Annotated in this window: 23 protein-coding genes; 12 read left to right on the top strand and 11 right to left on the bottom strand. The window is 64.4% G+C overall.

The genetic code is table 11. From position 1 onward, the window contains the following. Positions 1 to 55 precede the first annotated feature (55 nt). Entirely contained in the window at positions 56 to 538 is a 483-nt protein-coding gene (locus I6A82_RS13855; RefSeq protein ID WP_187334361.1) for a UPF0262 family protein, read from the bottom strand. Between the two features lie 133 nt (positions 539 to 671). On the opposite strand from I6A82_RS13855, the gene I6A82_RS13850 reads away from it, so the two are divergent. From I6A82_RS13850 to I6A82_RS13840, 3 genes are all read left to right on the top strand, one after another. Then, a complete protein-coding gene (locus I6A82_RS13850; RefSeq protein ID WP_187334360.1) occupies positions 672 to 2,192 on the top strand; it encodes a replicative DNA helicase in 1,521 nt (506 codons plus the stop codon). Positions 2,193 to 2,210: 18 nt separating this feature from the next. Next, complete coding sequence (locus tag I6A82_RS13845; RefSeq protein WP_198095339.1) at positions 2,211 to 3,410, top strand: asparaginase; 1,200 nt, start codon at positions 2,211 to 2,213, stop codon at positions 3,408 to 3,410. 102 nt (positions 3,411 to 3,512) lie between these two features. Then, positions 3,513 to 5,021 (top strand): YifB family Mg chelatase-like AAA ATPase, encoded by a 1,509-nt coding sequence (locus I6A82_RS13840; RefSeq protein WP_198095338.1) that lies wholly within the window; start codon positions 3,513 to 3,515, stop codon positions 5,019 to 5,021. A 552-nt stretch (positions 5,022 to 5,573) separates the two neighbouring features. Here the strand turns inward: I6A82_RS13840 and I6A82_RS13835 are convergent. The 3 genes from I6A82_RS13835 to I6A82_RS13825 form a co-directional block, all read right to left on the bottom strand. Further along, a complete protein-coding gene (locus I6A82_RS13835) occupies positions 5,574 to 7,067 on the bottom strand; it encodes a YecA family protein (protein WP_198095337.1) in 1,494 nt (497 codons plus the stop codon). 229 nt (positions 7,068 to 7,296) lie between these two features. Beyond that, entirely contained in the window at positions 7,297 to 7,755 is a 459-nt protein-coding gene (locus I6A82_RS13830; RefSeq protein WP_232343457.1) for a bactofilin family protein, read from the bottom strand. Continuing rightward, positions 7,703 to 8,848 (bottom strand): M23 family metallopeptidase, encoded by a 1,146-nt coding sequence (locus I6A82_RS13825; protein ID WP_198095336.1) that lies wholly within the window; start codon positions 8,846 to 8,848, stop codon positions 7,703 to 7,705. Before I6A82_RS13825 ends, I6A82_RS13830 begins: the two co-directional genes overlap by 53 nt. Before the next feature lie 217 nt (positions 8,849 to 9,065). On the opposite strand from I6A82_RS13825, the gene I6A82_RS13820 reads away from it, so the two are divergent. The 8 genes from I6A82_RS13820 (at position 9,066) to I6A82_RS13785 (ending at position 15,000) form a co-directional block, all read left to right on the top strand. After that, a complete protein-coding gene (locus I6A82_RS13820) occupies positions 9,066 to 9,728 on the top strand; it encodes a nicotinate-nucleotide adenylyltransferase (protein WP_198095335.1) in 663 nt (220 codons plus the stop codon). A gap of 50 nt (positions 9,729 to 9,778) precedes the next feature. After that, positions 9,779 to 10,123, top strand: coding sequence for a ribosome silencing factor (gene rsfS, locus I6A82_RS13815; RefSeq protein ID WP_246449852.1), 345 nt, complete (start codon positions 9,779 to 9,781; stop codon positions 10,121 to 10,123). A 45-nt stretch (positions 10,124 to 10,168) separates the two neighbouring features. Next, on the top strand, positions 10,169 to 10,591 hold the full coding sequence (locus I6A82_RS13810) for a 23S rRNA (pseudouridine(1915)-N(3))-methyltransferase RlmH (RefSeq protein ID WP_198095334.1): 423 nt from the start codon (positions 10,169 to 10,171) through the stop codon (positions 10,589 to 10,591). Positions 10,592 to 10,595: 4 nt separating this feature from the next. Further along, complete coding sequence (locus tag I6A82_RS13805) at positions 10,596 to 11,714, top strand: murein hydrolase activator EnvC family protein (protein ID WP_198095333.1); 1,119 nt, start codon at positions 10,596 to 10,598, stop codon at positions 11,712 to 11,714. A gap of 274 nt (positions 11,715 to 11,988) precedes the next feature. After that, positions 11,989 to 13,347, top strand: coding sequence for a S41 family peptidase (locus I6A82_RS13800; protein WP_198095332.1), 1,359 nt, complete (start codon positions 11,989 to 11,991; stop codon positions 13,345 to 13,347). A 1-nt stretch (position 13,348) separates the two neighbouring features. Then, positions 13,349 to 13,837 (top strand): disulfide bond formation protein B, encoded by a 489-nt coding sequence (locus I6A82_RS13795; protein WP_198095331.1) that lies wholly within the window; start codon positions 13,349 to 13,351, stop codon positions 13,835 to 13,837. Continuing rightward, complete coding sequence (locus I6A82_RS13790; protein WP_232343456.1) at positions 13,834 to 14,358, top strand: demethoxyubiquinone hydroxylase family protein; 525 nt, start codon at positions 13,834 to 13,836, stop codon at positions 14,356 to 14,358. The genes I6A82_RS13795 and I6A82_RS13790 overlap by 4 nt, the downstream gene beginning before the upstream one ends. A gap of 36 nt (positions 14,359 to 14,394) precedes the next feature. Beyond that, positions 14,395 to 15,000 carry a hypothetical protein gene (locus tag I6A82_RS13785; protein ID WP_198095330.1) on the top strand — a complete coding sequence of 202 codons (606 nt, stop codon included), beginning with the start codon at positions 14,395 to 14,397 and terminating at the stop codon, positions 14,998 to 15,000. Positions 15,001 to 15,134: 134 nt separating this feature from the next. On the opposite strand, the gene I6A82_RS13780 is transcribed toward I6A82_RS13785, so the two are convergent. From I6A82_RS13780 to I6A82_RS13760, 5 genes are all read right to left on the bottom strand, one after another. Further along, positions 15,135 to 16,925, bottom strand: a complete 1,791-nt coding sequence (locus tag I6A82_RS13780) for a DUF885 domain-containing protein (protein ID WP_198095329.1) — start codon at positions 16,923 to 16,925, stop codon at positions 15,135 to 15,137. A gap of 187 nt (positions 16,926 to 17,112) precedes the next feature. Further along, positions 17,113 to 18,687: a PH domain-containing protein gene (locus I6A82_RS13775; RefSeq protein WP_198095328.1), complete on the bottom strand. Its 1,575-nt coding sequence runs from the start codon at positions 18,685 to 18,687 to the stop codon at positions 17,113 to 17,115. Beyond that, positions 18,684 to 19,202, bottom strand: coding sequence for a PH domain-containing protein (locus I6A82_RS13770; protein WP_232343455.1), 519 nt, complete (start codon positions 19,200 to 19,202; stop codon positions 18,684 to 18,686). Before I6A82_RS13770 ends, I6A82_RS13775 begins: the two co-directional genes overlap by 4 nt. 238 nt (positions 19,203 to 19,440) lie before the next feature. After that, positions 19,441 to 20,445, bottom strand: coding sequence for an NAD(P)H-dependent flavin oxidoreductase (locus tag I6A82_RS13765; protein WP_198095327.1), 1,005 nt, complete (start codon positions 20,443 to 20,445; stop codon positions 19,441 to 19,443). 163 nt (positions 20,446 to 20,608) lie between these two features. Further along, positions 20,609 to 21,880, bottom strand: a complete 1,272-nt coding sequence (locus I6A82_RS13760) for an aspartate kinase (RefSeq protein ID WP_198095326.1) — start codon at positions 21,878 to 21,880, stop codon at positions 20,609 to 20,611. 100 nt (positions 21,881 to 21,980) lie between these two features. Between I6A82_RS13760 and ubiG the strand changes: the two genes are divergently transcribed. After that, positions 21,981 to 22,745 (top strand): bifunctional 2-polyprenyl-6-hydroxyphenol methylase/3-demethylubiquinol 3-O-methyltransferase UbiG, encoded by a 765-nt coding sequence (ubiG, locus tag I6A82_RS13755; protein ID WP_198095325.1) that lies wholly within the window; start codon positions 21,981 to 21,983, stop codon positions 22,743 to 22,745. Positions 22,746 to 22,949: 204 nt separating this feature from the next. On the opposite strand, the gene I6A82_RS13750 is transcribed toward ubiG, so the two are convergent. Beyond that, a complete protein-coding gene (locus I6A82_RS13750; protein ID WP_187334342.1) occupies positions 22,950 to 23,621 on the bottom strand; it encodes a glutathione S-transferase family protein in 672 nt (223 codons plus the stop codon). 115 nt (positions 23,622 to 23,736) lie between these two features. Next, the gene (locus tag I6A82_RS13745; protein ID WP_198095324.1) at positions 23,737 to 24,414 is read right to left on the bottom strand and encodes a hypothetical protein; all 678 of its coding nucleotides are present in this window, start codon (positions 24,412 to 24,414) and stop codon (positions 23,737 to 23,739) included. Between the last annotated feature and the right edge of the window lie 68 nt (positions 24,415 to 24,482).

The raw sequence follows: 24,482 nt of genomic DNA, 5'->3' as shown, positions 1-24,482 counted from the left end.
CCCCTGTCATTCGGATTGGATGAGAGCGCGGGCCGGTGAATCGGCCACCGCAGTTCTAACCCCTGATATGCAGAACGCAGATCAATGTGAACAGCCGCCGTGCAGTGGCGAAATCCACGTCGACCTTGCCCTCCAGCCGCTCCTTCAGCAGCTCGGCCGCGTCATTGTGGACGCCGCGCCGGGCCATATCGATCGTCTCGATTTCCTGCGCGGTGGCCTTGCGGATCGCCTGATAATAGCTGTCGCAGATCGCGAAATAATCGCGGATCGGGCGGCGGAAGCGGCCCAGGCCCAGGATCAGCGTCTCCAGCGCTCCGCCATCCTCGCGCTTGATGTCGAGTACCAGCCGCCCTTCATTCACCGAGAGATAAAGCTGATAGGGGCCCGCATAGCCGTCCGGATAATCGCGGCACGGCGCGAAATGGTTCTCCTCGATCAGATCGAAGATCGCGATCCGGCGCTCCTGCTCAATATCGGCATTGCGCCAGAGGATCGTCGCCTCGTCCAGCTCTACCTTGATGATGCGCGGGTTCGCCATGTCGCCATCGATAGGCGATGAGCGCGCAGGGACAAGCAGTAATGTTTTATCCACAGCGATCCACAGATCGTTCCCCAGCGATAATCGCCGCCACACTTGCCAGCATTGCTGCCGAGGGTTCATCAGGCGCCCCATGGCGGAAGCAATCAGACTGGTGAGCGATGGCGGGGAGGGCGAGGAGACCACCCGCCTGCCGCACAATATCGAGGCGGAGGCCGCGCTGTTGGGCGCGCTGCTGCTGGACAACCGTATCGCGGAAGACGTGCAGACCAAGCTGCAATCACAGCACTTCTTCGAGCCGCTGCACGGGCGAATCTACGATCAGGTGCTGAAGCTGCTCGATCGCAACATGGTGGTGACGCCGGTCACGCTGAAACCCTTTTTCGAGCATGATGAGGCGCTGAAGGAAGTGGGCGGCACCGGCTATCTGGTGCGCCTGACCGAGAGCAATATCGGCCTGATCGGCGCGCGCAATTTCGCCGAGCAGATCTATGACCTGGCGCTTCTCCGCGAGCTGGTCTCGGTCGGCCGGCACCTCGTCGAGGCGGCGCTGGACACCAGCGAATCGATCGATCCCAAACAACAGATCGAGGACGCGGAAAGCGCGCTTTATAAGGTAGCCGAAGGCGAAGGGGAAAGCGGACAGGCGACCGACTTCCTCACCGCCTCGACCGAGGCGATCCGCATGGTCGAGCGGGCCTTGCAGGCGGGCGGCAACCTCTCCGGCACCACCACGGGTCTCGACAGCGTGAACCGCAAGATCGGCGGCTTGCATGCGAGCGACCTTACCATCCTTGCGGGGCGTCCGGGCATGGGCAAGACCGCGCTCGCCACCAACTTCGCGTTCAACGCGGCGAGCCGATACATGCGCGACATGGCCGACGGAATCGATCCGGCGCAGTCTGTCGGTGCCAAGACCGCCTTCTTCAGCCTGGAAATGTCCGCCGACCAGCTGGCGACGCGTATTCTGGCCGAACAGTCGGGTATCTCGTCCGAGCATTTGCGCATGGGCAAGATCAGCCGCGAAGAGTTTCGCGAGCTGTCGCGTGCCAGCCGGGAATTGCAGGATCTGCCGCTCTATATCGACGATACCGCCGGTCTCACCATCGCGGCGCTTCGCGCCCGCGCCCGCCGCCTGCAGCGCCGCCACGGCATCGGCCTCATCATCGTCGACTATCTGCAGCTGCTGCAGGGCACGGGCCGCGCGAACGACAACCGCGTAAATGAAATCTCGGAAATCAGCCGCGGCCTCAAGATGTTGGCCAAGGAACTCAGCGTCCCAGTGCTTGCGCTATCGCAGCTCAGCCGCGCGGTGGAGCAGCGCGAGGACAAGCGCCCGCAGCTCTCGGACCTTCGCGAATCGGGCTCGATCGAGCAGGACGCGGATATCGTGCTCTTCATCTACCGCGCCGAATATTATCACGACGCGCTGCGCCCCGATGCGCCCAATCAGGACGGATCGAGTCCGCCCGACGTGGTCGAGAAATGGGCACAATGGGAAGAACGCCATCAGCAGCTCGTCAATCGCGCCACCCTGATCGTCGCCAAACAGCGCCACGGTTCCACCGGCAACGTGCCCCTGCAGTTCCAGAGCGAGATCACCAAGTTCAGCGATCTGGCAGGCGACTATTATCAGGACGACGATTACGAATAGAGGGTAGGGCAAAGCCTCATGAAGATCTGCGTCATCAACAGCGGCGGGACTATCGCCTGCGTCGGCGACCCGCTGGCACCGATGAGCGCGCAAGACTTCGCGGCCAATTCGCGGCGGCTGATCGAGCCGGTGCTGACCGCGATGTACCCGGAGCTGGAGCTGACATTGGACACCGGGCTTGCCTTTCCGAACGCTGCGACGGGCACGCTGGACAGCACCAATTTGCAGCCGCGCGACTGGTGCCGCATCGCGGACTACATTCTGGAGCAGTATGATCGGTTCGACGGGTTTGTGCTGCTGCATGGCACCGATTCGATGGACTATACCGCGGCCGCGCTGCCGTTCCTGCTGAACCGCGTCGGCTGCGGCGGGGCGGGGGGGGCGCTCTTGTCCAAACCCGTCATCGTCACCGGCAGCCAAGTACCCATGTACGCACGCGGGGAGCCGGACGTGCTGCGTTTCAACACCGACGCCTTCCAGAACCTATGCGGCGCGGTGGCCTGCGCGCGGCTGGGGCTGCCGGAGGTCTGCGTCTACTTTGACGCACGGTTGTTCCGCGGATCGCGCGTGCTGAAGGTGGACGCCAGCGACTTCCGCGCGTTCGATTCGCCCAACTACCCGCCGCTGGGCGACTATGGCATCACGCTGGACGTGGACCGCGCCCGCGTGCTGCCCGGCCCCGCCGACCGATCCGTCAGCTTGGATGACCCCAGCGTGCGCGAAGGCGTGCGCGATCGGCTGGCGGCCATCGCCGAGACCATCGACGCCTGCGCCGTCATGCCGCTCAGCGCCTTCCCCGCCGCCTTCGATGCCGCCGCCGGCACCGCGCAGATGGCGCGGCTGATCGACGCCTGCGTCTCCACCGGCCTCAAGGGCCTCGTGCTGCTGGGCTATGGCGAGGGCAACTTCCCCTCCGGCAATCCCGATGCCCCGGCCGAGGGCGCCGTCTACCGCGCGCTCCAGGCGGCGAGCGAGGCGGGCGTAATCGTGGTCGACAGCACGCAGGTGATCGCCGGGCGGCAGGCGTCGAGCGCCTATGCCGCGGGCGCCTGGCTGCCGCAGGTGGGCGCGATTACTTCGGGCGACATGACGCCCGTCGCCGCGCTCGCCAAGCTGATGGTGCTGCTCGCCGCGGCGGAGCATGAGGGCTGGGCGCGCAAGGACGTGGAGCGCCTGTTCGCGTGCAACCTCGTGGGCGAAGTCTCCGAAGCGGACTGACCTTTCCACCATTTCGGCGCTTGTCAGACGGGCGCGGACGCGACACTATCGCGGCCAAGGCGTCCGCTCCGGCCGCCCGCTTCTTGGGGGGGAGGCACGCATATGGTCGCGACGGTCGCCACGACCGCCTATCTCGGGCTGGAGGCGCGCGCCGTGGAGGTGCAGTGCCAGATCGCGCCGGGCATGCCCAAATTCACCATCGTCGGCCTTGCCGACAAGGCGGTGGCCGAGAGCCGGGAGCGGGTGCACAGCGCGCTCACCGCCATCGGCCTGTCGCTTCCCCCGAAGCGAATCACCGTGAACCTCTCGCCCGCCGATCTGCCCAAGGAAGGCTCGCATTACGATCTGCCGATCGCGCTCGCGCTGCTCGGCGCAATGGGCGTGGCGGACGCCGAGACGTTGAGCGAGTATGTCGTGGTGGGCGAGCTGGGCCTGGACGGGCGCGTCGCCGCCTCGCCCGGCGTGCTGCTGGCCGCGCTCCACGCTTCGGAGAGCGACCGCGGCCTCATCTGCCCGGCATCGCAGGGCGCGGAGGCTGCCTGGGCGGGCGAGCTCAACCTGCTGGCGACGCCCGACCTCCTCGCGCTGCTCAACCATTTGAACGGCAGCTCCGTCCTCACCCCGCCCGCGCCGGGCGAGGCGAGCGAGCGCGTGGCCGGACCGGACCTGCGCCAGGTGAAGGGGCAGGAGACCGCCAAGCGCGCGCTGGAGATCGCCGCGGCGGGCGGGCACAACCTGCTGATGATCGGGCCGCCCGGCGCGGGCAAGTCGCTGCTGGCGAGCTGCCTGCCCGGCATCCTGCCCGATCTGACACCGGCCGAGGCGCTGGAGGTCTCCATGGTCGCCTCCGTCGCGGGCACGCTGATCGATGGCCGCATCACCCGCGCGCGGCCCTATCGCGATCCGCACCACAGCGCCTCGATGGCCGCTTTGGTGGGCGGCGGGCTGAAGGTGAAGCCGGGCGAGGTGAGCCTGGCGCATCTGGGCGTCCTGTTCCTCGACGAGCTGCCTGAGTTCCAGCGGCCCGTGCTGGACAGCCTGCGCCAACCGCTGGAGACGGGCGAGGTCAGCGTCGCGCGCGCCAACAGCCACGTCACCTTCCCCGCGCGGGTGCAGCTGATCGCCGCCATGAACCCGTGCCGCTGCGGCCACCTCGGCGATGCCGCGCTGGCGTGCAGCCGCGCGCCGCGCTGCGCCGCCGACTATCAGAGCAAGGTGAGCGGCCCGCTGCTCGACCGGATCGACTTGCATGTGGAGGTGGAGGCGGTGACCGCCGCGGACCTCGTCCTGCCGCCGCCCGCCGAAGGCTCCGCAGAGGTCGCCGCCAGAGTGGCTGCCGCGCGGGCGCGCCAGACCGCGCGCTACGAAGGCGTCGCGGCGCGCACAAACTGCGAGATCGACGGCGAAGTGCTGGAAGCCCACGCCACGCCGGACGAGGCGGGCCGCAAGCTGCTCGCACAGGCGGCCGAGGCGATGCGCCTCAGCGCGCGCGGCTACACCCGCGTGCTGCGCGTCGCGCGCACCATCGCCGATCTGGCCGAGGCCGATGAGGTGAGCCGCATCCACATCGCCGAAGCCCTCAGCTATCGCCGCCAACCCCCGCGCGCCTGAGCTTGGCTTGTCACCCTTGTCGCGGAAGGCGGGTTTCGCGCGAAGTCGTTCGCAACAAGCGCGTCCCCCGCGCCCGCCGTCGAGAGAGGGGCGGAGGCGGGAGGTGTGCATGGGGCGATCATAGCGCCGGCGGGGCGGTGTAGGACAGCGATTTTAGGCGGAAGTTATGCTTTGCGCGGGGCCTTTGCAGACTGTGACCTCGAGAAAGACTGCTTTCGACAAAAGCGTTGATTGGTCGAATCAAGGTAGTCAGCTGCCGCTCGAAGCGGCTGCGAAAGGGGCCATTTTGCGTCCTAGTATCAGTCACTCCGCGAAACGGGAGAGTATCCTATGAGCGGACATTTCTAAGCCTCTGCGCGCAGAAACCTTCAATGTTAGCCATTGGACGCGCTTGGGGCTCAATTACATGGCTGCGCAGCGAAGGATGTCAGCTTTTTTGCGAGGCCACCTGCTGGCAACGACGGCAAGTGCTCCAAGTCGGGGGGAGGGTGTCTTCTGCTCCGCGGCGATCACTCAGCAAGCCCTCTTTACTTCCTCTACGGCTCGTAAACTCTATCGGCCGCAGCACTTTTTGGACTTCAAACCGGACCCACAGACGCATAGTTCGTTTCTTCCCACTTTGCCGCGCGCTTTGGATTTTGCAGTTGCCGTCGGAAACTCCGAGATCGTCTGTTTGCACTCCTCCATTTGTGGTGTCCGGAAAAATCTCAGTTTCTCGTTAGCGTCCTCATAGTAGGCCCGTCGCTGTGCGTTCCAGTCCTCAAATTCCATCAAAAGCAAATCTTCAGAATTTGTTTTGCCCGCGAACTTCGGCGCGTCAGTCGCTATGCCGATCACTCTCTTAAGGGTCGGCATTCTAAGCTTTGCAGCGGCACACGCTATCTCAAGCATGCCGGAACGTACCTCCCGACAGGTCTCTGAATTTCGGAGATCATCTGAAACTTTGAGTTGGAGGAACACGTACACCACGCCTTCGTAGAATGAAGGCATCAGCGAGACATTACGAACCACAGGCTCATCGGATTCGGGAAAGTTTCGTATCGACTTCAACATGAAGTCCGAAAGGCCTCGCCGAGAAAAGCGCGGTTCCATGGCCATGAAATGCAACGCGCTCTTGCCGTGGAAAGGCTTGCTGTTTCCGCCGAGCACACCCTTCAGGGCATTGTTGGACGTTATCTGTAGCAAGCGATCCCAGAAATACGAAGTTTGGTTTGCCTCTTTTCGCCGCCCATATAGCTCGCTGCGCTCAAAATCGAACCACTCGCCTTCACCGATATGAACCATATCGAACGCGTCGAGCGTACCGATCATGTGGCGATTTTTCTTCTCGTCAAAATTGAGAAAGTAGTGCGCGATGACATCTTCCTCTCCGCAGTACGATAGGGCGTGACGCTGAATCGCTTCGAGTTTTGCATCCAGATAAGCCGTGAAGTCGAAAATCGTATCGAGTTCGGACAAGGCGATTTGCAAATTCTCGGTGTCGAGAATGTGGACCGGATGTTTCCGATCAATCTGCACGAAAAACGGGCGATCGGATCGCTCGTCTTTCTCCTCGTAGGAGATTGCCAAGCTACCTAAAACGTTAGCCGAAGAAGCTCGCTTGCAAGCCTCTTTCACGCCATGCGCAACAACGATCTTATGACACCGAATCTGGCTTGGATCGATCGGAATAGGAAATGGCTGTTTCTTCTGAGGATCCAGATAGATCGATCGCCCGGAGCGAATGTACCTTTCCGCGCCGTGGGCGGTGGCAACCTGCTTGTCGATGACTTCCTTGCGCCAGCGCTTCCAAGCTAGATCAACGTCTTCTGGATTTTGGTCAAATCTCCGATTTTCTCGGTCGAAGAAAATCAGAACGTCATTCTGAAAGACGACGAGCAGGTCGCACAGTTCTTTTCCGTCGTCGCGGCACGGATTAGGATAACTCCATAGGCGCAAAAAAGTACGGTCGCATAATTCCGCTAATAGCCGCTCAGTGGGCGATACCCCTTGGGATTTTAAGATGGCCATGGCGGATGATATCACGGCCGGAACGGCACGTTCCAACAATTACGACCTTCGGATTTTTAGATGCTCACGGAACCCGAAATCGGACATTCCGCAACCGTTCCAAATGTAGACTTTGAATGTCCAGGTTTGGGAAGGGAAATAATTCGAGTAATTGCCGACAGGTCGTTTTCAAATGTCTTCGACACAAAATGCCGCTGCCCCTGCCTTCGCAGGGGCGACGAGGCGCTATCGGTAAAGTCTTGCGCTGAATTTTCGGCGCTTGGCTTTACGCCCGCAGAGCGCCGATGTCCTTTGCGGGCGTGATCGGCTCGACGTTGCTGGCCGGTTTGTCCGCCGCGCTGCTTTTGTGGCGGAAGGCGCCTTCGACCTTGCTGCCGTTGGCGACGGTGAGGTTGGTGTAGGTCACGTCGCCGTGGATTTCCGCGCCCGCTTCGATGACGAGGTCAACCGCGTCGATCGAGCCTTCCACGCGGCCGCCGAGCTTGGCGCTTTGCGCCACCACGCCGCCGGTGATCACGCTGCCCGCGCCTTGCACGAGCGCGGCGCAGTGCACGTCGCCTTCCACCTGGCCGTCGATATGCAGATCGACGCTCGCCTCGATATCGCCTCTGACACGGACATCCGCGCCGATGATCGAGAAGGTGGTGCCGTGGCCGCCCGCGGCATCGCGGTTACGCATCGGCGTCGGTGCGGTTTCGGGCGTCTGCTTGGGCTTGGAAAACATCCGGATTGGCCTCCAGGAATTTGGCGGGATTGACGGCGCGGCCGTTCACGCGGACCTCGAAATGCAGATGCGGGCCTGTGGAGCGGCCGGTGGAGCCCATCTGGGCGATCTGCTGGCCGCGATCGACCGTCTGGCCGACATGCGCGGTGAATTTGCGCAAATGGGCATAGCGGGTGACGATGCCGCCGCGGTGCGTGATTTCGATGCAGTTGCCGTAGCCGCCCTTGACGCCGGCGAAGGTTACCTTGCCCTCCGACGCGGCGAGGATCGGCGTGCCGCGGGGGCCGCGGAAATCGATGCCGCTGTGGAACGCGCCTTCGCCGGTGAACGGATCGTGACGGAAGCCGAAATTGCTGGTCATCGCGGTGATCGCCGCGGGCTTCGACGTCGGGATGGCGGCGAGCAGGCGCTCCAGCGCGTCCATCCGGCCCAGCTTGCCGGCCAGGCTGGCGAAGCGCGGATCGGCATAATCCTGTTTGGTGTTGCCGGCCTTGATCAGCGGACCACCGCTCGCCTCGTTCGATTTCAGGAAGCGGCGCGGATCGATACCGAACTTGCGGATGGCCGCCTCGGCGCGCTTGGAGCGCTGATCGGCAAGGCCGGAAAGCTGCGAAACGAAGGCCAGCTGACGCGCTTCGAGGCGGGCCAGCGGCGCGGCCTCGGGGATCATCGCGCTGACTTTCCTGGTGGTTTCGTCCACCTCTGCCTCAGGCGCGGCCGCATCGTTCAGCGGGCCGAAATGGCCTTTGTACAAGCGGTCCAGCTTGTCCTGCCGCGCCGCCAGATCCTTCGCGACTTCATCGATCGAGCCGCGATAGGCCGCGACGCGTTCCTGCGCGGTGGCGATGCGCTGCTGCTTGGCGGCGAGCTGGTTCTGCTCCATGCCCGTGGCGATCAGGCCGAACAGCGCCGCGCCGGAAATCGCGATCATCGCGATCAGCACCAGCGCGCCAAGCGTCACCAGCCGCTTCTGTAATTTCGCGCTGATCTTGATGAAGCGCACCTCACCCTGGGCACGCATGAAGAATTCGCGATCGACAAATAGTTCCGTCAGCCGGTTGCGTAAACCGGCTGCCTTCGCTTGAAAGCTCAAGAGACCCACCCTTTGTTCGTTTCGGGTCCGGAGTTAGCGGCGCGATCCATCGAATGCGAATCAATGTCCGCCGAAATACGGACGAGTCGAGGCGACGGTGCGATGAAATGACCCATTTTAGAGGGAACCTTGATATGCATCAGCTCGATAAATGGGTCGATCGCCGCTTGAATCGCGTTTTGTTCCTGTCCTGTTCGATTCGTTTCGGGTTCTGGGCGTGAGCCGCATCGGTCTGTTGGGCGGATCGTTCAATCCGGCGCATGGCGGGCATCGTTCGATCAGCCTGTTCGCGATCGACGCGCTGGAACTGGACGCGATGTGGTGGCTCGTTTCGCCCGGCAATGTGCTGAAGCCGCAAAAGGGCATGGCGCCGTATAAAGCACGGCTGGGATCGGCGAAGCGGCAAGCCCGCCGATCGCGCATCGTCGCCAGCGACATCGAGCGGCGGATGGGCACGCGCTACACCGTCGATACGCTGCGCGCGCTGAAACGGCGTTATCCGAAACACCGCTTCATCTGGGTGATGGGGGCGGACAATCTGGCGCAATTTCACCGCTGGCGGGACTGGCGCCGGATCGCGCGGACGATGCCGATTGCGGTCATTGCCCGTCCGGGCTATATGGAGGATGCCCTTGCGTCACCCGCAATGGCCTGGTTCCGGCGGTTCGTCCATCGCCCGGACCGGCGAAGAAACTGGACGGACTGGAGTACGCCGGCGCTCGTGTTACTGCGCTTTCGTCCCGATCCCCGCTCGGCCACCGCCATCCGCATGGCCGATCCCGACTGGTATCGCGAATTTCTGACGGACGGCGATGGCCCCGCAAATGGGAAATCGCCGGACGCGAGTTCGTCCGTTCAACACACCGAGGAGTCGAATTGACCGGAAACGTCACGCCTGCGCCGGGCCGCCCCACGGCGCCAACCGCCCCCATCCCAACGGGACACGGGCTGCTCGATATCGTACTGGCTTCGCTCGACGACGATCAGGCGCAGGAAGTCGTCTCGATCGATCTGAAAGGCAAAAGCTCGATCGCCGATCATATGGTCATCGCCAGCGGTCGTTCCACGCGGCAGGTCGCCTCGATGGCGCAGAAGCTGGCCGAGAAGATCAAGCATTCCGGCGGCCGCGCGCGGATCGAGGGGCTTCCCAATGCCGATTGGGTGCTGCTGGATGCCGACGATGTGATCGTCCACCTGTTCCGCCCCGAAGTGCGCAGCTTCTACAATCTGGAGCGGATGTGGGCGTTCGAGGGCGGAGAAACCGCAAACGCCTGACGGCAACCGCGCCGCGCGCGGAAGACTGAATCGGGGAGGGGCCGCGTGCTGCTTCACATCGTTGCACGCGGCAAGATCGGGCGCTCGCCCGAGGCGGAGCTGGTCGAGCGCTATGTGAAGCGCATCCAGTGGCCCACAAAGCTGACCGAGCTGCCCGATCGCGGCGGGAAAGTGCCCGAGCCGGCGGCACAGCAGCGCACCATCCTGCTGGATGAGACGGGCCGCACCCTCAATTCGTTGGAATTTGCCGACATGCTGGGCGGCTGGCGCGACGACGGGGTGCGCGAGGCGCGCTTCATGATTGGTGCGGCCGACGGATTTGACGATGCCCAGCGGGCGGAGGCGGACCTGCTGTTCAGCTTCGGGCGCGCCACCTGGCCGCACATGCTGGCCCGCGCCATGCTGGCCGAACAACTTTATCGCGCCACATCGATCCTTGCAGGCCACCCCTATCATCGCGAAGGATAACGCGATGCGCCAAGCCCTTCCCATCCTCGCTCTACTGCCGCTGCTGGCCGCGGCTGGTCCCGCGGCGCAGCGCACGGTGGCGGACGCGCAGAACGATGCCGTGGCGGCGGAGGAGCGCAGCGAGGCGCTTCGGGTGAAGGCCGAGGAAGCGGAGCGCGCCGTGCGCGGAACCGCCGCCCGGCGCAACGCGCTGGAACGCGATATCGCCGCGCAGGAAGCGCGGATCGCAGAAGCCCGCGCGGCGCTTGCCATCATCGGCGGACGGCTGGCGGAGGAAGAGCGCGCGCTAGCCATCGCCCGCGCACCGCTGATGCGGCTGACCGGCGCTCTGGAACGCTTTTCGCGCCAGCCGCCTGCCTTTGCATTGCTGCGCCCCGGATCGACCAAGGATCTGGTTCATGTCCGCGCGATTCTGGACAGCACCGTCCCGCGTATCGAGGCACGGACCGCCGAAACGCGCGCCGCGATCCGCCGGGTGGAGAAGCTTCGCGCCGCCGAACGCGCCGAGCTGGACGATCTGGCGGGCGCACGCGCCGCGCTCGCCGAACGGCGTCAGGCGCTGGCCGAGGCGGAGGTGGCGGAACGCCGCGCGCTCGCCGCACTCCAGAGCGGTGCGGTGCGCGAACGCTCCCGCGCGCTGGCGCTGGGTGAAGAAGCGCGCGATATCGTGGCGAACGAGGAACGGAACCGGGCGGCAGGCGAGGTGCTGGCCGTATTGCAAGATCTGCCGCCACCGCCGGTGAAGCCGCGCGGCGATACCGCCGAACGAAGCTCAGCCGCCTATCGCTTGCCGGTGGCGGGCAAGGTCGTGAACGGTTTCGGAGAGGAAAGCGCCTCGGGCTATCGCCAGCGGGGTATCACCATTGCAGCAAGCCCGGGCGCGTCCGTGGTTGCCCCGGCGGCGGGCACCGTGCGCTATGCCGGGCGCTACCGCAGCTTCGGCGATATCGTGATTATCGATCACGGCGCGGGCTGGACGAGCCTCGTCACCGGCCTCGGGCGCCTCTCGGTTGCCAAGGACGCGGTGGTGCGCGCCGGTGAACCGCTTGGCAGTGCGGGGGGCCGTGTGACGCTGGAGCTGCGCCGCAAGGGAAAGCCGGTGGACGTCGCGGCGATGCTGTAAAAGCTTCCCTTCGCAGTCGCAAAAATTCGTAAGTGCTGAGCCTGTCGAAGCACGTCTATCGGCAGCAGCGCTCGGTCGAAAGACGCCCTTGGCTCAAGAGCCGTCTGCGACTCCGACAGGCTCAGGGCTACGGATGCCGATCGAACGCCGCGCCTTCGCCCCTTATTCACGCCCATGAAAGTCATGCGTGTTTAATGCGATTGGAAAGCGGGCGCGCATCGCCTTATAGCGGTGCCATGCCTGCATCCCATCACCCGAAGGCCTGCACATCGATATGAACACCCGTCTTTTCCGCGCGCTCGCTCTGGCCGGAGCCGCCGCACTGCTTCCCATTTCCACCGCCGCCATGTCGCAGGTCGATGCCGGGTCGGCGCGGGAGATGAGCGAGCTGATCGGCGTGATGCAGCGGATCAAGGCGTTTTATGTAGACGATGTGGATGACGACAAGCTGATCGAGGGCGCCATTTCTGGCATGCTCTCCAGCCTCGATCCGCACAGCTCCTATTTGAACGAGCGCGCTTATTCGGACCTCATGACGCAGACCGAGGGCGAATATGGGGGGCTGGGCCTTACCGTCACCATGGAGGATGAGGCGGTGAAGGTGATCGCGCCCACCGCCGATACCCCCGCCGACAAGGCCGGGATCAAGGCGGGCGATTTCATTACGCATTTGAACGGCAAGCTGATCTACGGCGGCACGCTGGACGAAGCGGTGGAGCAGATGCGCGGGGAGCCGGGCACGGATATCACGCTCACCATTTTCCGTCCCGGCCGCGACAAGCCGTTCGACGTTACCATCACCCGTGCGATCATCGATCTGGAGCCGGTGAAGTGGGAAACGAAGGATGATGTCGGCATCATCACCATCAGCTCTTTCACCGACGGCGCGGGCGCGGACGTGCGGGCGGCGATGAAGGCGATCGACCAGAGGCTGGGCCACAAGCCCTTGGGCTATATCCTCGATCTGCGCTCGAACCCCGGCGGTTTGCTGGACGAGGCGGTGAACGTCTCCGATGATTTCCTGAACGATGGCGAGATCGTCTCCCAGCGCGGCCGCCGCCGGGCCGATACGCTGAAATTCTTCGCCAAGCCCGGCGATGCGGCGAGCGGCCTGCCGGTGATCGTGCTGATCGACGCGGGTTCGGCGTCGGCGTCCGAAATCGTGGCGGGCGCGCTTCAGGATCGTCACCGCGCGCTGGTGATGGGCGAGCGTAGCTTCGGCAAGGGATCGGTGCAGACCATCGTGCCGCTGACGAACGATACGGGGCTTCGGCTTACCACCGCGCGCTATTATACGCCCTCCGGCCGGTCGGTGCAGGAAGGCGGGATCGATCCCGATATACGCGTGCCGCAGCTCAGCGATCCCGATTATGCCTCGCGAACCAATATCCGCGAATCCGATCTTCGCCGCCATCTGATCAACGAGCTGGCCGCCGACGACAAGGCGCTGGAGGAAGACCAGAAGGACGATCCGCGCTTTTCCATGACCGCGGATGAGCTGAAGGCGCAGGGCATCGAGGACTTCCAGCTCCATTATGCGCTGGAGACGATCGGGCGCCTTGGCAAGAATGGCCAGCTCGGCGCGGCAGCGGCCAAGACCGCTCCGGCCAAGAAGAAGGCGGCGACAAACTGACATGGCGGCGCGGCGAACCCGGGCGCTGTTTACCGCGCGCTGGCTGGCGCTGCTGATCCCGGCCGCGCTGCTGGGCGGCGCCTATCTCGGCCAATATGCCTATGGCCTGTATCCATGCGAGATGTGCTGGTGGCAGCGCTACCCGCATTTCGCTGCGCTCGCGCTGGCGCTGCTGGCGTTCGCGGTGAAAGGCGGCGCGGCTCGCGCCTGCGTCATCCTGGCGGGCCTTGCCATCCTGATCTCCGGCCTTATCGGCGGTTTTCATGCCGGGGTGGAATATGGCTGGTGGGAAGGCATCACCAGCTGCTCCTCCACTATTCAGGCGAGCGGCGGTGGCGATTTTCTGGACGCGATCATGAAGGCGCCCATCGTGCGCTGCGATCAGGTGCAATGGTCGCTGTTCGGCATCTCTCTGGCCGGATATAATTTCCTCATTTCGGTGGTCGGCGCTGCCGCCATCTTCTTTTACGCCAGCAGGAGGCCCGCATGAGCCAGCCGCGAAAAGCATCGATCGAAAGCATGATCCGCGTGGATCAGGCGGGCGAATTCGGGGCCACGCGCATCTATGCCGGTCAGCTGGCGGTGATGGGCGATCGCTCGCCCGCGGCCCGCTCCATCGCGCATATGGCGGCGCAGGAGGAACGGCATTGCAGCGAGTTCGACCGGCTGATGATAGAGCGCGGGGTGCGGCCGACGGCGCTGCGTCCGTTCTGGGACCGCGCAGGCTTTGCGCTGGGCGCGGTGACGGCCGCCATCTCTCCGCAGGCGGCGATGGCCTGCACCGCCGCGGTCGAGACCGAGATCGACCGGCATTATAGCGAACAGCTGGACGAGCTGGGCGATAGCGACCCGGAACTATCGGCCATGATCGCGGATTTCAGGGAGGAGGAGCTGGAACATCGCGACACGGCGCTCGCCTCCGGTGCGGAGGACGCCCCGGGCTATCCGCTAATGAGCGGATTGATCCGGCTGGGTTGCCGCGTGGCGATTGCGGTTTCGAAACGAATTTAAGGCGGCGTTCACGCGGCCGCTGGGATGAGGATGGATATGACCTTCGCAAAACTCTCTTTCGCTCTGGCCGCCGGCGGTTTCGCCCTTGCCGCCGCAACCCCCGCCGCTGCTCAGGACAATGCGGGTGACCGGGTGCAGGTGCTTGCCATCTACGGTGACGATGCCTGCCCGCCCAGCACCGCCGACGAAATCGTGGTCTGCAAGCGCTTCGACGAGAGCGAGCGCTATCGCATCCCCAAGGGCCTGCGTTCCAGCGACAGCCCGGAGAATGAATCGTGGAGCGAGCGGGTGCGTTCGCTCGAGACGATCGGCCAGGGCGGCATTGGCAGCTGTACGCCGACGGGGCCAGGCGGCGTCACCGGCTGTACGCAGCAGCTGATCCAGCGCGCTTATGCCGAGCGTGATGGCGGCGCCGAGATGCAGGCCGGTCTGCTGGTCGAGGAAGAGCGGGCAAAGCGCCTTGCGCGGATCGACGAGGAAGCGGCCGAGACCGAACGTCTGGTGCAGGAAGAGCTGGCCCGCCGCGATGCACGCGAAAAGGCGCAGGCGGCAGCGGCTGCCGGCGAAACGCCTGCGGACGATGTGCCCGAGAGCGAGGCCGATCCGGTGGCGACAACGCCGCTGCCCGAACCGCAGAATTGAGCCTTAGATTTAACTAAAATCCGTTAGGGCTGAGCTTGTCGAAGCCCCCGTTCACCTCACTGGGCTTCGCTCCCGGTGAGAACGGCACTTCGACAGGCTCAGTGCGAACGGGTGACGGTTGAAAGGCGGGCCGCTCAGCCCGCCTTTTCCGCAATCCACGCATCGACGCGCCGTTCGAGCAGATCCAGCGGCACCGCGCCCTGACCGAGCACGACGTCGTGGAAGCCGCGGATGTCGAAATTCTCGCCGAGCTCGTCCTCGGCCCGCTGCCGGAGTTCGCGGATCTTCAGCTCGCCGATCTTGTAGGCGAGCGCTTGGCCCGGCCATGAGATATAGCGGTTCACCTCGGCATCGATATTCGCCGCGCTGAGCGCGCTGTTCTCGGTCATGAAGGCCACCGCCTTTTCCTTGGACCAGCCTTTGGAATGGATGCCGGTGTCGACGACGAGGCGGCAGGCGCGCCACATCTCGTAGCTCAGCCGTCCCATATCCTTTTCGGGCGTGTCGTAGATGCCCATCTCGATGCCGAGCCGTTCCGAATAGAGCCCCCAGCCTTCGACGAAGGCCGTGAAGAAGGCGAGCTGCTTGCGGAATTCCGGCATCTCCAGCTCCTGCTGTAGCGCGATCTGGAGGTGATGACCTGGCACCGCTTCATGCGATGTCAGCGCCGGAATTTCCCAGAAGGGCCGCTGGTCGAGCTTCGATGTGTTCACGAAATAGGTGCCCGCCACGCCGATCTCCGGCGAGCCGGGGCCGTAATAAGCGGTGGTGGTGCCCTCCGCGGTTTCGGCGGGGATCGCTTTCAAACCATAGGGCAGGCGGGGCAGGCGGCCGAACAGGCCGGGCAGCTTGCCGTCATTGCTCTTCGCCTGCAGCGCGCTTTTGGCAAGCAGCTCTTCCGGCGTCTTCGCATAATAAGACGGATCGGTGCGCAGATGCTCGATAAACGCCTCGCGGCTGTCATAGCCCGCCTTCGCCGCGACCTTCTCCATTTCCGCCCGGATGCGCGCGACTTCGCTGAGGCCAAGCTGATGGATTTCGTCCGCGGTCATGTCCGTCGTCGTCATCTGGCGGATGCGGAAGGCGTAATAGTCGGCGCCGCCCGGCTGGGAGGAGACACCCGGATCGCGCGCGCATTTGGGGGCGTAATTTTCGGTGTACCAGTCACGCTCCTTCAGCAGCGCCGGGAACACATCCTGCTGGATCACCTGTGCCGCCTCACGCTTCAGCGCCTCGTAATCGGCTTCTGAGATCGTGGCCGGGCGCGGGCGGGTGAACGGTTCGTAAAAACGGCTTTCCGTTGGGTCTTCGGTGATGAGCCCCGTGATCGTACCTTCATAGCCGACCAGGGTGACGCAGGGCTGGGTGTAGCCGCCCGCGATCGCCTGATCCGCCACCGCGATCGACTGATCGTTGATCTGCGGGAATTTGGCGAGGCGATCGATATAGCTGCGATAATCCGCCTTGCTATCGAACGGCGAATTGCTGGCGAGCGAGGCGAAATTCTGGTGCCAGCTGGAATAGCTCGTGAAGTTCACCGTGCGCTGGCCGAACGCATTGGCCTCCACTTGCTCGCGCAGCATGCGTTGCAGGATGGCGAAGTTCACCCGGTCTTCCTCATTCAGGCGATCGGGATGGACCATATCGAGCCGCTTCAGAAACGCGCCGGCTTGGTTCGCCTCGCGGTCCATTTCGGCGAGCGAATAATCACTGACCTGTCCGGCATAATCGTCCACGCCGACCGAGCTGGCGAGCGTGGGGTTGCGCTCCAGCACATAGGCCCAGAATTCTTCCATCACGTCATGCAGGATCGCCGCGTCCTGATTCGGCTGCGATTCCGGCGCTGGCGGAGCGGCAAGGGCGGCGGCGGACGGCGAAAGGCTGGCGAGCGCGATGGCGGCGAGCGATGCGAAAGCGGGGCGCATGAGGGGTCTCCCTGTTGGTCTTTTGCTGGATGCTAGGGTGCAGCCTCGAGAATGGCCAGCATCTGGAAATGCATGCTGATGAAAACCGTAAGCCCTGAGCTTGTCGAAGGGCGTCTATCGGATGCAGCGCAACACGGAGAAGCGCCCTTCGACAGGCTCAGGGCTACGGGTTTTGGGGATGCGAACCCTAGGCCTCGTTCACTTCCGAAAAATCGACGCGCGTCACGGCCGCCATGATCGTCTCGCGTAGCGCTGCGGCGTCGGCGAGGGGCAGGGCGCGCAGGTGCAGCGGGAAGCTGGCCGATCCTCCGGCCACGCCGAAGACCAGCCCTGCCGTGCCGAACAGGCGGTCCGCCGGGCTGCGGACGAGATCGATGCTCTGCGTCTTCACCATAGGCAGCAGCGTCAGGCGCTGGCGCCACCAGCCGGTCTGCACATAAAGCTGACCGCCGACGAGCGCGTGCCGATGATAGCGCCAGCGCAGCCAGGCGAGCAGCAGGAACCACCCCGCAATGGCATAGGCGACTGGCGCGGCGAGCGGTGCGATGAACAGCAGCGCCGTAGCCCCGCCCCCGATCAGGAGCGCCAGGATGGACCAGTTCAGCAGGAACGGGCCGAGCTTTGCGCGGTGAAAACGGGCGGCGTCGGCGGCGTTCTCCAGCCCCGCTTCTGTCAGGATCGGTTCCAGCTCTTGTGGGTGGGCGAGGGGGGCGACGCTGTGGTCGCTCCCCGCCTTGCTGTCCTGCGCCAAGCTTTGAAACTTCAACTCGCGCCAACCGAAATGGCGGCGGATCGGCCCGCTCAGGATCAGCGCCGCTTGAACGCGGTGACGCGGCAGTACCACATCGGTGAGCGTCAGAAGCCCGCGCTGGCGGCGGAAGCCCGCAGGCACGCGGCTGAGCCGGAACCCGTAATCGCGCAGCACCGTGCGTATGATACCGCTCAAGATGCCGACAGCGATCAGGATCAGAACACCGCCTAAGGCGGCCATGATTTGCGCGGCGAGGCCAATGGTACGGATTTCCTCGATATGCACCCGGCCCGCGACACCCATCCAGAATTCCGTATCGTAAAGATCGAAGGGCAGAAAATCCTGAATCTGCGTCAGAAACGCAAAGGTGAGGCCGATCACGACGAGCGAAAAATTGAACAATCCAGCGATGATGAGGCGGCGCGTATCCATCGCGAAAAGCGGCGGCGCTTCATCCTCTACGGTGGCCTTCGCCGCAGCGTTCGTTTCAGAAATGACCCCCTGCTTGCGATCGCGGATCAGGTCGCGCAGCGCCTCGGCATCGGCCAGCTTCAGATAGCTCAGCTCGGCATCCTCGCCCTTGCCGCCGCCGGTCTCGATCTTGACCGCGGCAAGGCCGAGCAGCCGGGGCAAAAGCTTCTGTTCCAGCCCCACATCCTGAATGCGCTCGAACGGCACGGACCGGCTCTGGCGGCTGACCACGCCTTGATCGATCCGGATTTCCTCTTCGCCGATGCGATAGGTGAAATGGCGCCAGGTCAGCCAGCGCGCGAAACCCGAAAGGGCGATGATTGTGGGGATGATGAAGATCAGGAAGGGCAGCGCCTTGCCGCCGCCCACCAGCAAGGCCGGGATGGCGTAGAGCGCCTGCGGCAAGGCGGCGATGAAGCCGGTGACGATCGAGAGCGGATGTGTGCGTTGCGGTTCGCCGGCTGCCGCGGCCACCGCCGCCTCGCTAGTTATGGGACGCTCTTCGCCCCAGGGGCGGGGCGGGGCCGCGGCCTCGTTCACAGCGTCTCGCGCTTGATATGCGCGCGGATCGCCTCGCGCATTTCGGCGGCGCGGGTTTCGTCCAGGCCGGGCAGGCTTACCGTGCTGTTATGCGTGCCAGCAGTGTGGACGATCAGCGTCGCCAGATCGAAGCCGCGGTCGATTATTCCCTGATCGACATCGATATGCTGGATGCGTCCGAATGGCACGATCGTATCGCGCCGCCATAGATAACCGCGCGCCACACGCAGCCGGTCCTCGCTCAGATCATAGCCCAGCCGCAGCCAGCGCCGTCCGGGTATCGCGAAGACGAGGTAGAGGATGATCAGTGCCAGCGGGCCGAGCAGGCTGCCCTGCTGCCAACCGAGTTTTTCGGCCAGCACGAAATCCGCGACGGCCACGCCGACGAGCAGTATGAGACCGAGAATGCCCGCGTTGATGGTCATCACCCAGCGATAATTGGGCTCCACCGCGGTCAGCCCCTCAGCCTCGCCCCAGAGCGGTTCGGCGGCAGCGGATTGGGGTTCGTCGGTCATGCTGCCTGTATCGCCAAGCTGTGTTGCGATTGCAAGACAGCCAGTGCGCGCCTCGACCAGCGACCGACAGCGTTCGCCCAACGCGCAAACTTTACCGGTTAGAGCCGTAGCCCTGAGCCTATCGGAGTCGCAGACGGTGCGCAGCACCTACGGCGATTCTCGAGATAGCGCTGTCACCGAGAAACGCCCTTTGACGAGCTCAGGGCTCACGGTTTTTTGGCCAGTGCAGGCGCGTGAGCTATCGCGCCAGCGCGGTTTCCGCTTCGTTGGCGAGGGTGTTGATGATCTCGGCGGCGCTTTCTTCCTGCTTGACCATGCCGACCGACTGGCCGGCCATCAGCGATCCGTTCTCGACATCGCCGTCGATGACCGCGCGGCGAAGGGCCCCGGCCCAATAATGCTCGATCTGAAGCTGCGCCTCGCTCATCTCGATCTTTTCCTCGTCGAGCACGGCGGCGACTTCGCGCTGCTTGGCGGTGAAGGCTTCGGTGCCCTTGTTCTTCAAGGCGCGCACCGGAATGACGGGCAGGCGGGGATCGACCTGCACGCTGGCCACCGCATCGCGGGCGGAGGCGCGGAAGAAGGCTTTTTTGAAATTCTCGTGCGCGATCGATTCGGTGGCGCAGACGAAACGGGTGCCCAGCTGCACGCCCGCCGCGCCCATCTCCAGATAGCTGGCGATGGCTTGGCCGCGCCCGATGCCGCCGGCCACGAAGATGGGAAGCTGATCGGCCAGCTCGGGCAGGATTTCCTGCGCCAGAACGCTGGTGGAAACCGGGCCGATATGGCCGCCCGCTTCCATGCCCTCGATCACCAGCGCATCGACGCCGGTGCGCACCAGTTTCTTGGCGAGCGCGATGGCCGGCGCGAAACAGATGATCTTGGCGCCCGTTTCGCGGATCGCCTCGATCGAGCCGCGCGGGGGCAGGCCGCCCGCCAGCACGATATGCGTCACCTCATGCCGCCCGCAGACCGCGATCAGCTCCATCAAGTCCGGGTGCATGGTGATCAGGTTCACGCCGAACGGCTTGACGGTGCGCTCTTTGGTCGCCGCGATTTCCTTGTCGAGAAGGTCCGGCGTCATCGCGCCGCAGGCGATCACGCCGAAGCCGCCCGCATTGGAGATGGCGGAGACGAGATTGCGCTCGGACACCCAGCTCATCGCGCCGCACATGATGGCATAGTCGCAGCCGAGGAAATCGGTGCCGCGAGACATCAAGCGGCGAAGGTTGGGATGGGTCATGGTGGTCCTGCTCGATCCCCTCCCGATTGGGGAAGGGGTTAAAGGTGGAAGTCAGCGAAGCGGGCCGCTGGATCTGATGTAGCTTCCATGCCCACCCCGGGACGCTCCCGCAAGCGTGTGGGGAGCTGAGAAGGGGCCATTCCCCGCAAAAGCGAAAGGGTGTCTAGTCCGCGTCCAGCCCGTAGGCGGTATGCAGCACGCGGACGGCCAGTTCGGTCTCGTCCTCGTCGATCAGAACGCTGACCTTGATTTCGGAGGTGGTGATCGCCTGAATGTTGATCTTGCGGTCGGACAGCGCCTTGAACATGTCCGCCGCGATGCCGGCATGGCTGCGCATGCCGACGCCCACGACAGAGATCTTGGCGATCCGGCTGTCGGTGATCATGCGGTTGTAGCCGATCGCCTCGCGCTGGTTTTCCAGGATTTCGGTGCAGCGGACGAGATCGCTGCGCGGCGCGGTGAAGGTGACGTCCGTTTCGCCCCGATCGCGCCCGACATTCTGAACGATCATGTCCACATTGATGTTGGCATCCGCCAGCGGCCCGAAGATGCGCGCCACCGCACCGGGTTCGTCGGGAACGCGGGTGAGGGTGATCTTCGCCTCGTTCTTGTCGTGGGCGATGCCGGTGATGAGCTGGCGTTCCATGCTGGGGTCCTTGTCCTGTGCGGCGGCGAGTTCCTCGTCGCTCACGATCATCGTTCCGGGCAGGCTGTCTGCGGGCGGGGCGCCGTCCTCCACGAAGCTGGAGAGCACCTGTACGCGCACCCCCTCTTTCATCGCGAGCCCGACGGAGCGGGTCTGCAGCACCTTGGCGCCGACGCTGGCGAGTTCCAGCATCTCTTCATAGGTGACCATCTTCAGCTTCTGCGCGCGGCTGACAATGCGCGGATCGGTGGTGTAGACGCCGTCCACATCGGTATAGATATCGCAGCGGTCCGCCTCGATCGCCGCGGCCACGGCCACCGCGCTGGTGTCCGATCCGCCGCGCCCAAGGGTAGAGAGGCGGCCTTCGTCGGTCATGCCCTGAAAGCCGGGGATCACCGCGATCTGGCCGGCCTGCATCGAGGCGATGAGGTTGTCCTGCACGATCGATCCGATGCGCGCCTTGCTGTGCGACAGGTCCGTGCGCAGCGGCAGCTGCCAGCCCATCCAGCTGCGCGCCTTCGCGCCGATCGCCTGCAGCGTCATGGCGAGGAGGCCGCTGGTCACCTGCTCGCCGCTGGCCACCACCACGTCATATTCCGCCGGATCGAACAGCGGGTTCGCCTCGCGGCAGAACTGTACCAGTCGGTCGGTCTCGCCGGCCATGGCGGAGACCACGACGGCGACTTCATGGCCGCCCTCCGCCTGACGCTTGACGATCTGCGCCACGCGGCGAATGCGCTCCGTCCCGGCCATGGAGGTGCCGCCGAATTTCATCACGATGCGGGCCATGTCGGTTCGGTCTGCTCCTCGGCGTGATGGAAAGTTACGAAAGAAACGAGTTCGGCGAAATTATCTTGGGGGCAAGCGGCGCACCTGATAGGCAGCGAAAATGAGCAATTCAAGCGTCGAAACCCTGTCCGCCCCCGCTAAATCGCCGTCCACGATCAATGCGGACGAAGCCGCGCATTTCGGCAAGATGGCCGCCGACTGGTGGGACCCCAAAGGCTCCAGCGCCATGCTGCACAAGCTGAACCCGGTGCGCTTGCGCTATATCCGGCGGCAGGTGGACCGGCATTTCGCCTGCGACAAATGCGAATGGACGCCGCTTCAAGGTCGCAGCGCGCTCGATGTCGGCTGCGGAGCGGGGCTGCTCGCCGAACCGCTGGCGCGGCTGGGCGCGGCGGTGACCGCGATCGACGCCGCTCCGGAAAATATCGCCGCGGCCAAGACGCATGCCGCCGGGGCCGGGCTCGATATCGATTACCGAGCGGTCGCGGTGGAAGAGCTGGACGCGGGGCCGTTCGATCTCGTCACCTGCCTGGAGGTGATCGAGCATGTCGACGATCCGGCGCGCTTTGCCGCCGAGCTGGCGGGCAAGCTGGCGCCGGGCGGGCTGCTGATCCTCTCCACCCCCAACCGCACGCCCGCATCCAAGCTGCTGCTGGTGGAAGGCGCCGAACGCCTGGGCCGCATCCCGCGCGGCACGCATGACTGGGACAAGTTTCTCACCCCCGAAGAATGCGAGACGCTGCTGGCCGACGCCGGACTCGACGTGATCGACCGCGAAGGCATCGCCTTCGGTCCGGGACAAGGCCTGCACCTCAGCGACGATCAGAGGCTGAACTATATCCTGGCGGCGGTGAAGGCTGGGTAACGGTACGTCGGTAAGAACGAGCGCGCCGTGGCGCTCCGTTTGCGCCCCAGCCCGCGTCACCCCGGGCTTGACCCGGGGGGCCAGCTGCTCTGGCGACGTAGGCTTTACAAGCTGGGCCCCGGATCAAGTCCGGGGCGACGTAGGGTTAAAAAGGCGTGGGATGCTTTCGCGGCAGAAGCATCGGGCGGTGAACCCTGCGAAGCGTCAAAAATCCACTTCTTCGTAATGCGCAGGTGGTTTCACCACTTCCATGCGTTCGCTCAGCAGCGGGCGGAAGCTGGGGCGGCTTTTGAACATCGAGTACCAGCCCTTGGTCTGTTCGTGCCCGCTCCAGTCGATCCCGCCCAGATAATCCGCCACCGATAGCTGCGCTGCGCAGGCGAGGTCGGCGAGGCTCAGCGTCGATCCGGCGAGCCAGCTGCGATGGTCGATCAGATAATCGATATAATCGAGATGCGTGTTGGCGAGCTTCATCGCTTCGCGCAGCACGCGCGCATCGGGCGGCTGACGGTGGACAAGGCGTTTGTACATCCGCTCGTGCATCAGCGGGCCAGTGACATCGCCGTAGAACTGCTCGTCGAACCAAGCGACCAGGCGGCGGATTTCGGCGCGATAGGCCGAACTGCCGCTGATCATCTTGTTGGTTTCGACGGTTTCCTCGAAATATTCGCAGATCGCGCGGCTATCCGCGATCACCAGTCCGCGCTCTTCGTCCTCGATCACCGGCGTCCGGCCGGTGGGGTTCATGTCGAGAAATTCGTCACGCTGCGCCCAAGGGTTTTCGCGCTCCAGCTCATAGCCCACGCCCTTTTCTCCCAGATGCAGGCGTACCTTGCGGGAGAAGGGACAGAGAGGGAACTGGTAAAGACGCCACATGGGCCATGCTGTAGCTGCGCGCGGTCAAGCGGGGAAGGGGGCTGGTTGGCCGGATCGCCGATGGGGCCCGCTTTTGTAGATCAGCGGATCACTCTTGGAGCCTCACGCGCTTCGCTCAGCCGGAAATGAACGCGCGCGCCTGTTCGTAGGCCGGTTCCCGTTCCTCCTCCGCATCTTGCGCCCTGCCGCCTGTAGCGGCGTGCCAGCGGGCGAGCGTTGCGACCGCTGCGAATTCCAGGCCCAGCAGCAGCGCGGGCAGAGCGGCGCTTAACGCTTCGCGCATCAACACGCTGGTAAAGATCGCGATCGTTGTGATGATCGCCGCGGCGAGGCGCTGCAGATTGCCGATCCGGGACCAGTTCCGCTCCGTAACGAGCCATGCCACCATCAGCATGCGCACTGCCAGAATGGCGAACATGGTGGTAAGCGTCTGCATCGCGAAGCGGTTGCCTTCGTTCACCCCGCCCGGCGCCCATTCGCTCGCCGCGTGCGGATGCAGGCCTGGCAGGTTGATGAACGGATATCCGCCGATCGCCCCGGCGGTGAGGATCGCCGCGATCGGCAACATCAGGAACAGCGCCACGCCGTAACGGCCCAGCGCAAGCCGTCCTTCCTGATGCTTGGGCATTTCGCGAAGCGCGCGCCACAGGCATTGGAAAGCGAAGGAGAGCGGGCGACCCTCTTCTGTGGCGATGCGAAATTCCGCCAGCATCAGCCGCGCCCATTCGCGCCCGTAATTGCCGAGGCAAGCGATCGCGATGACCATGACGATCTTGGAAAGCGTAGAACTCATCGATCGATAATGTGGCAGACCGCGCCCGCCCGCGCAATCGGCTTGGCCCGGGGCGGCGGAGCAATGCG

The organism is Novosphingopyxis sp. YJ-S2-01 (assembly GCF_016093175.1).
Lineage (GTDB): Bacteria > Pseudomonadota > Alphaproteobacteria > Sphingomonadales > Sphingomonadaceae > Novosphingopyxis > Novosphingopyxis iocasae.
This window is presented reverse-complemented; position numbering and strand designations above follow the sequence as displayed.

Excerpts from the sequence above, each read along its gene's own strand:
- I6A82_RS13855 (WP_187334361.1), bottom strand. The coding sequence starts at position 538 with ATGGCGAACCCGCGCATCATCAAGGTAGAGCTGGACGAGGCGACGATC.
- I6A82_RS13850 (WP_187334360.1), top strand. The coding sequence starts at position 672 with ATGGCGGAAGCAATCAGACTGGTGAGCGATGGCGGGGAGGGCGAGGAG.
- I6A82_RS13845 (WP_198095339.1), top strand. The coding sequence starts at position 2,211 with ATGAAGATCTGCGTCATCAACAGCGGCGGGACTATCGCCTGCGTCGGC.
- I6A82_RS13840 (WP_198095338.1), top strand. The coding sequence starts at position 3,513 with ATGGTCGCGACGGTCGCCACGACCGCCTATCTCGGGCTGGAGGCGCGC.
- I6A82_RS13830 (WP_232343457.1), bottom strand. The coding sequence starts at position 7,755 with ATGTTTTCCAAGCCCAAGCAGACGCCCGAAACCGCACCGACGCCGATG.
- I6A82_RS13805 (WP_198095333.1), top strand. The coding sequence starts at position 10,596 with ATGCGCCAAGCCCTTCCCATCCTCGCTCTACTGCCGCTGCTGGCCGCG.
- I6A82_RS13800 (WP_198095332.1), top strand. The coding sequence starts at position 11,989 with ATGAACACCCGTCTTTTCCGCGCGCTCGCTCTGGCCGGAGCCGCCGCA.
- I6A82_RS13795 (WP_198095331.1), top strand. The coding sequence starts at position 13,349 with ATGGCGGCGCGGCGAACCCGGGCGCTGTTTACCGCGCGCTGGCTGGCG.
- I6A82_RS13790 (WP_232343456.1), top strand. The coding sequence starts at position 13,834 with ATGAGCCAGCCGCGAAAAGCATCGATCGAAAGCATGATCCGCGTGGAT.
- I6A82_RS13785 (WP_198095330.1), top strand. The coding sequence starts at position 14,395 with ATGACCTTCGCAAAACTCTCTTTCGCTCTGGCCGCCGGCGGTTTCGCC.
- I6A82_RS13780 (WP_198095329.1), bottom strand. The coding sequence starts at position 16,925 with ATGCGCCCCGCTTTCGCATCGCTCGCCGCCATCGCGCTCGCCAGCCTT.
- I6A82_RS13770 (WP_232343455.1), bottom strand. The coding sequence starts at position 19,202 with ATGACCGACGAACCCCAATCCGCTGCCGCCGAACCGCTCTGGGGCGAG.
- I6A82_RS13765 (WP_198095327.1), bottom strand. The coding sequence starts at position 20,445 with ATGACCCATCCCAACCTTCGCCGCTTGATGTCTCGCGGCACCGATTTC.
- I6A82_RS13760 (WP_198095326.1), bottom strand. The coding sequence starts at position 21,880 with ATGGCCCGCATCGTGATGAAATTCGGCGGCACCTCCATGGCCGGGACG.
- ubiG (WP_198095325.1), top strand. The coding sequence starts at position 21,981 with ATGAGCAATTCAAGCGTCGAAACCCTGTCCGCCCCCGCTAAATCGCCG.
- I6A82_RS13750 (WP_187334342.1), bottom strand. The coding sequence starts at position 23,621 with ATGTGGCGTCTTTACCAGTTCCCTCTCTGTCCCTTCTCCCGCAAGGTA.
- I6A82_RS13745 (WP_198095324.1), bottom strand. The coding sequence starts at position 24,414 with ATGAGTTCTACGCTTTCCAAGATCGTCATGGTCATCGCGATCGCTTGC.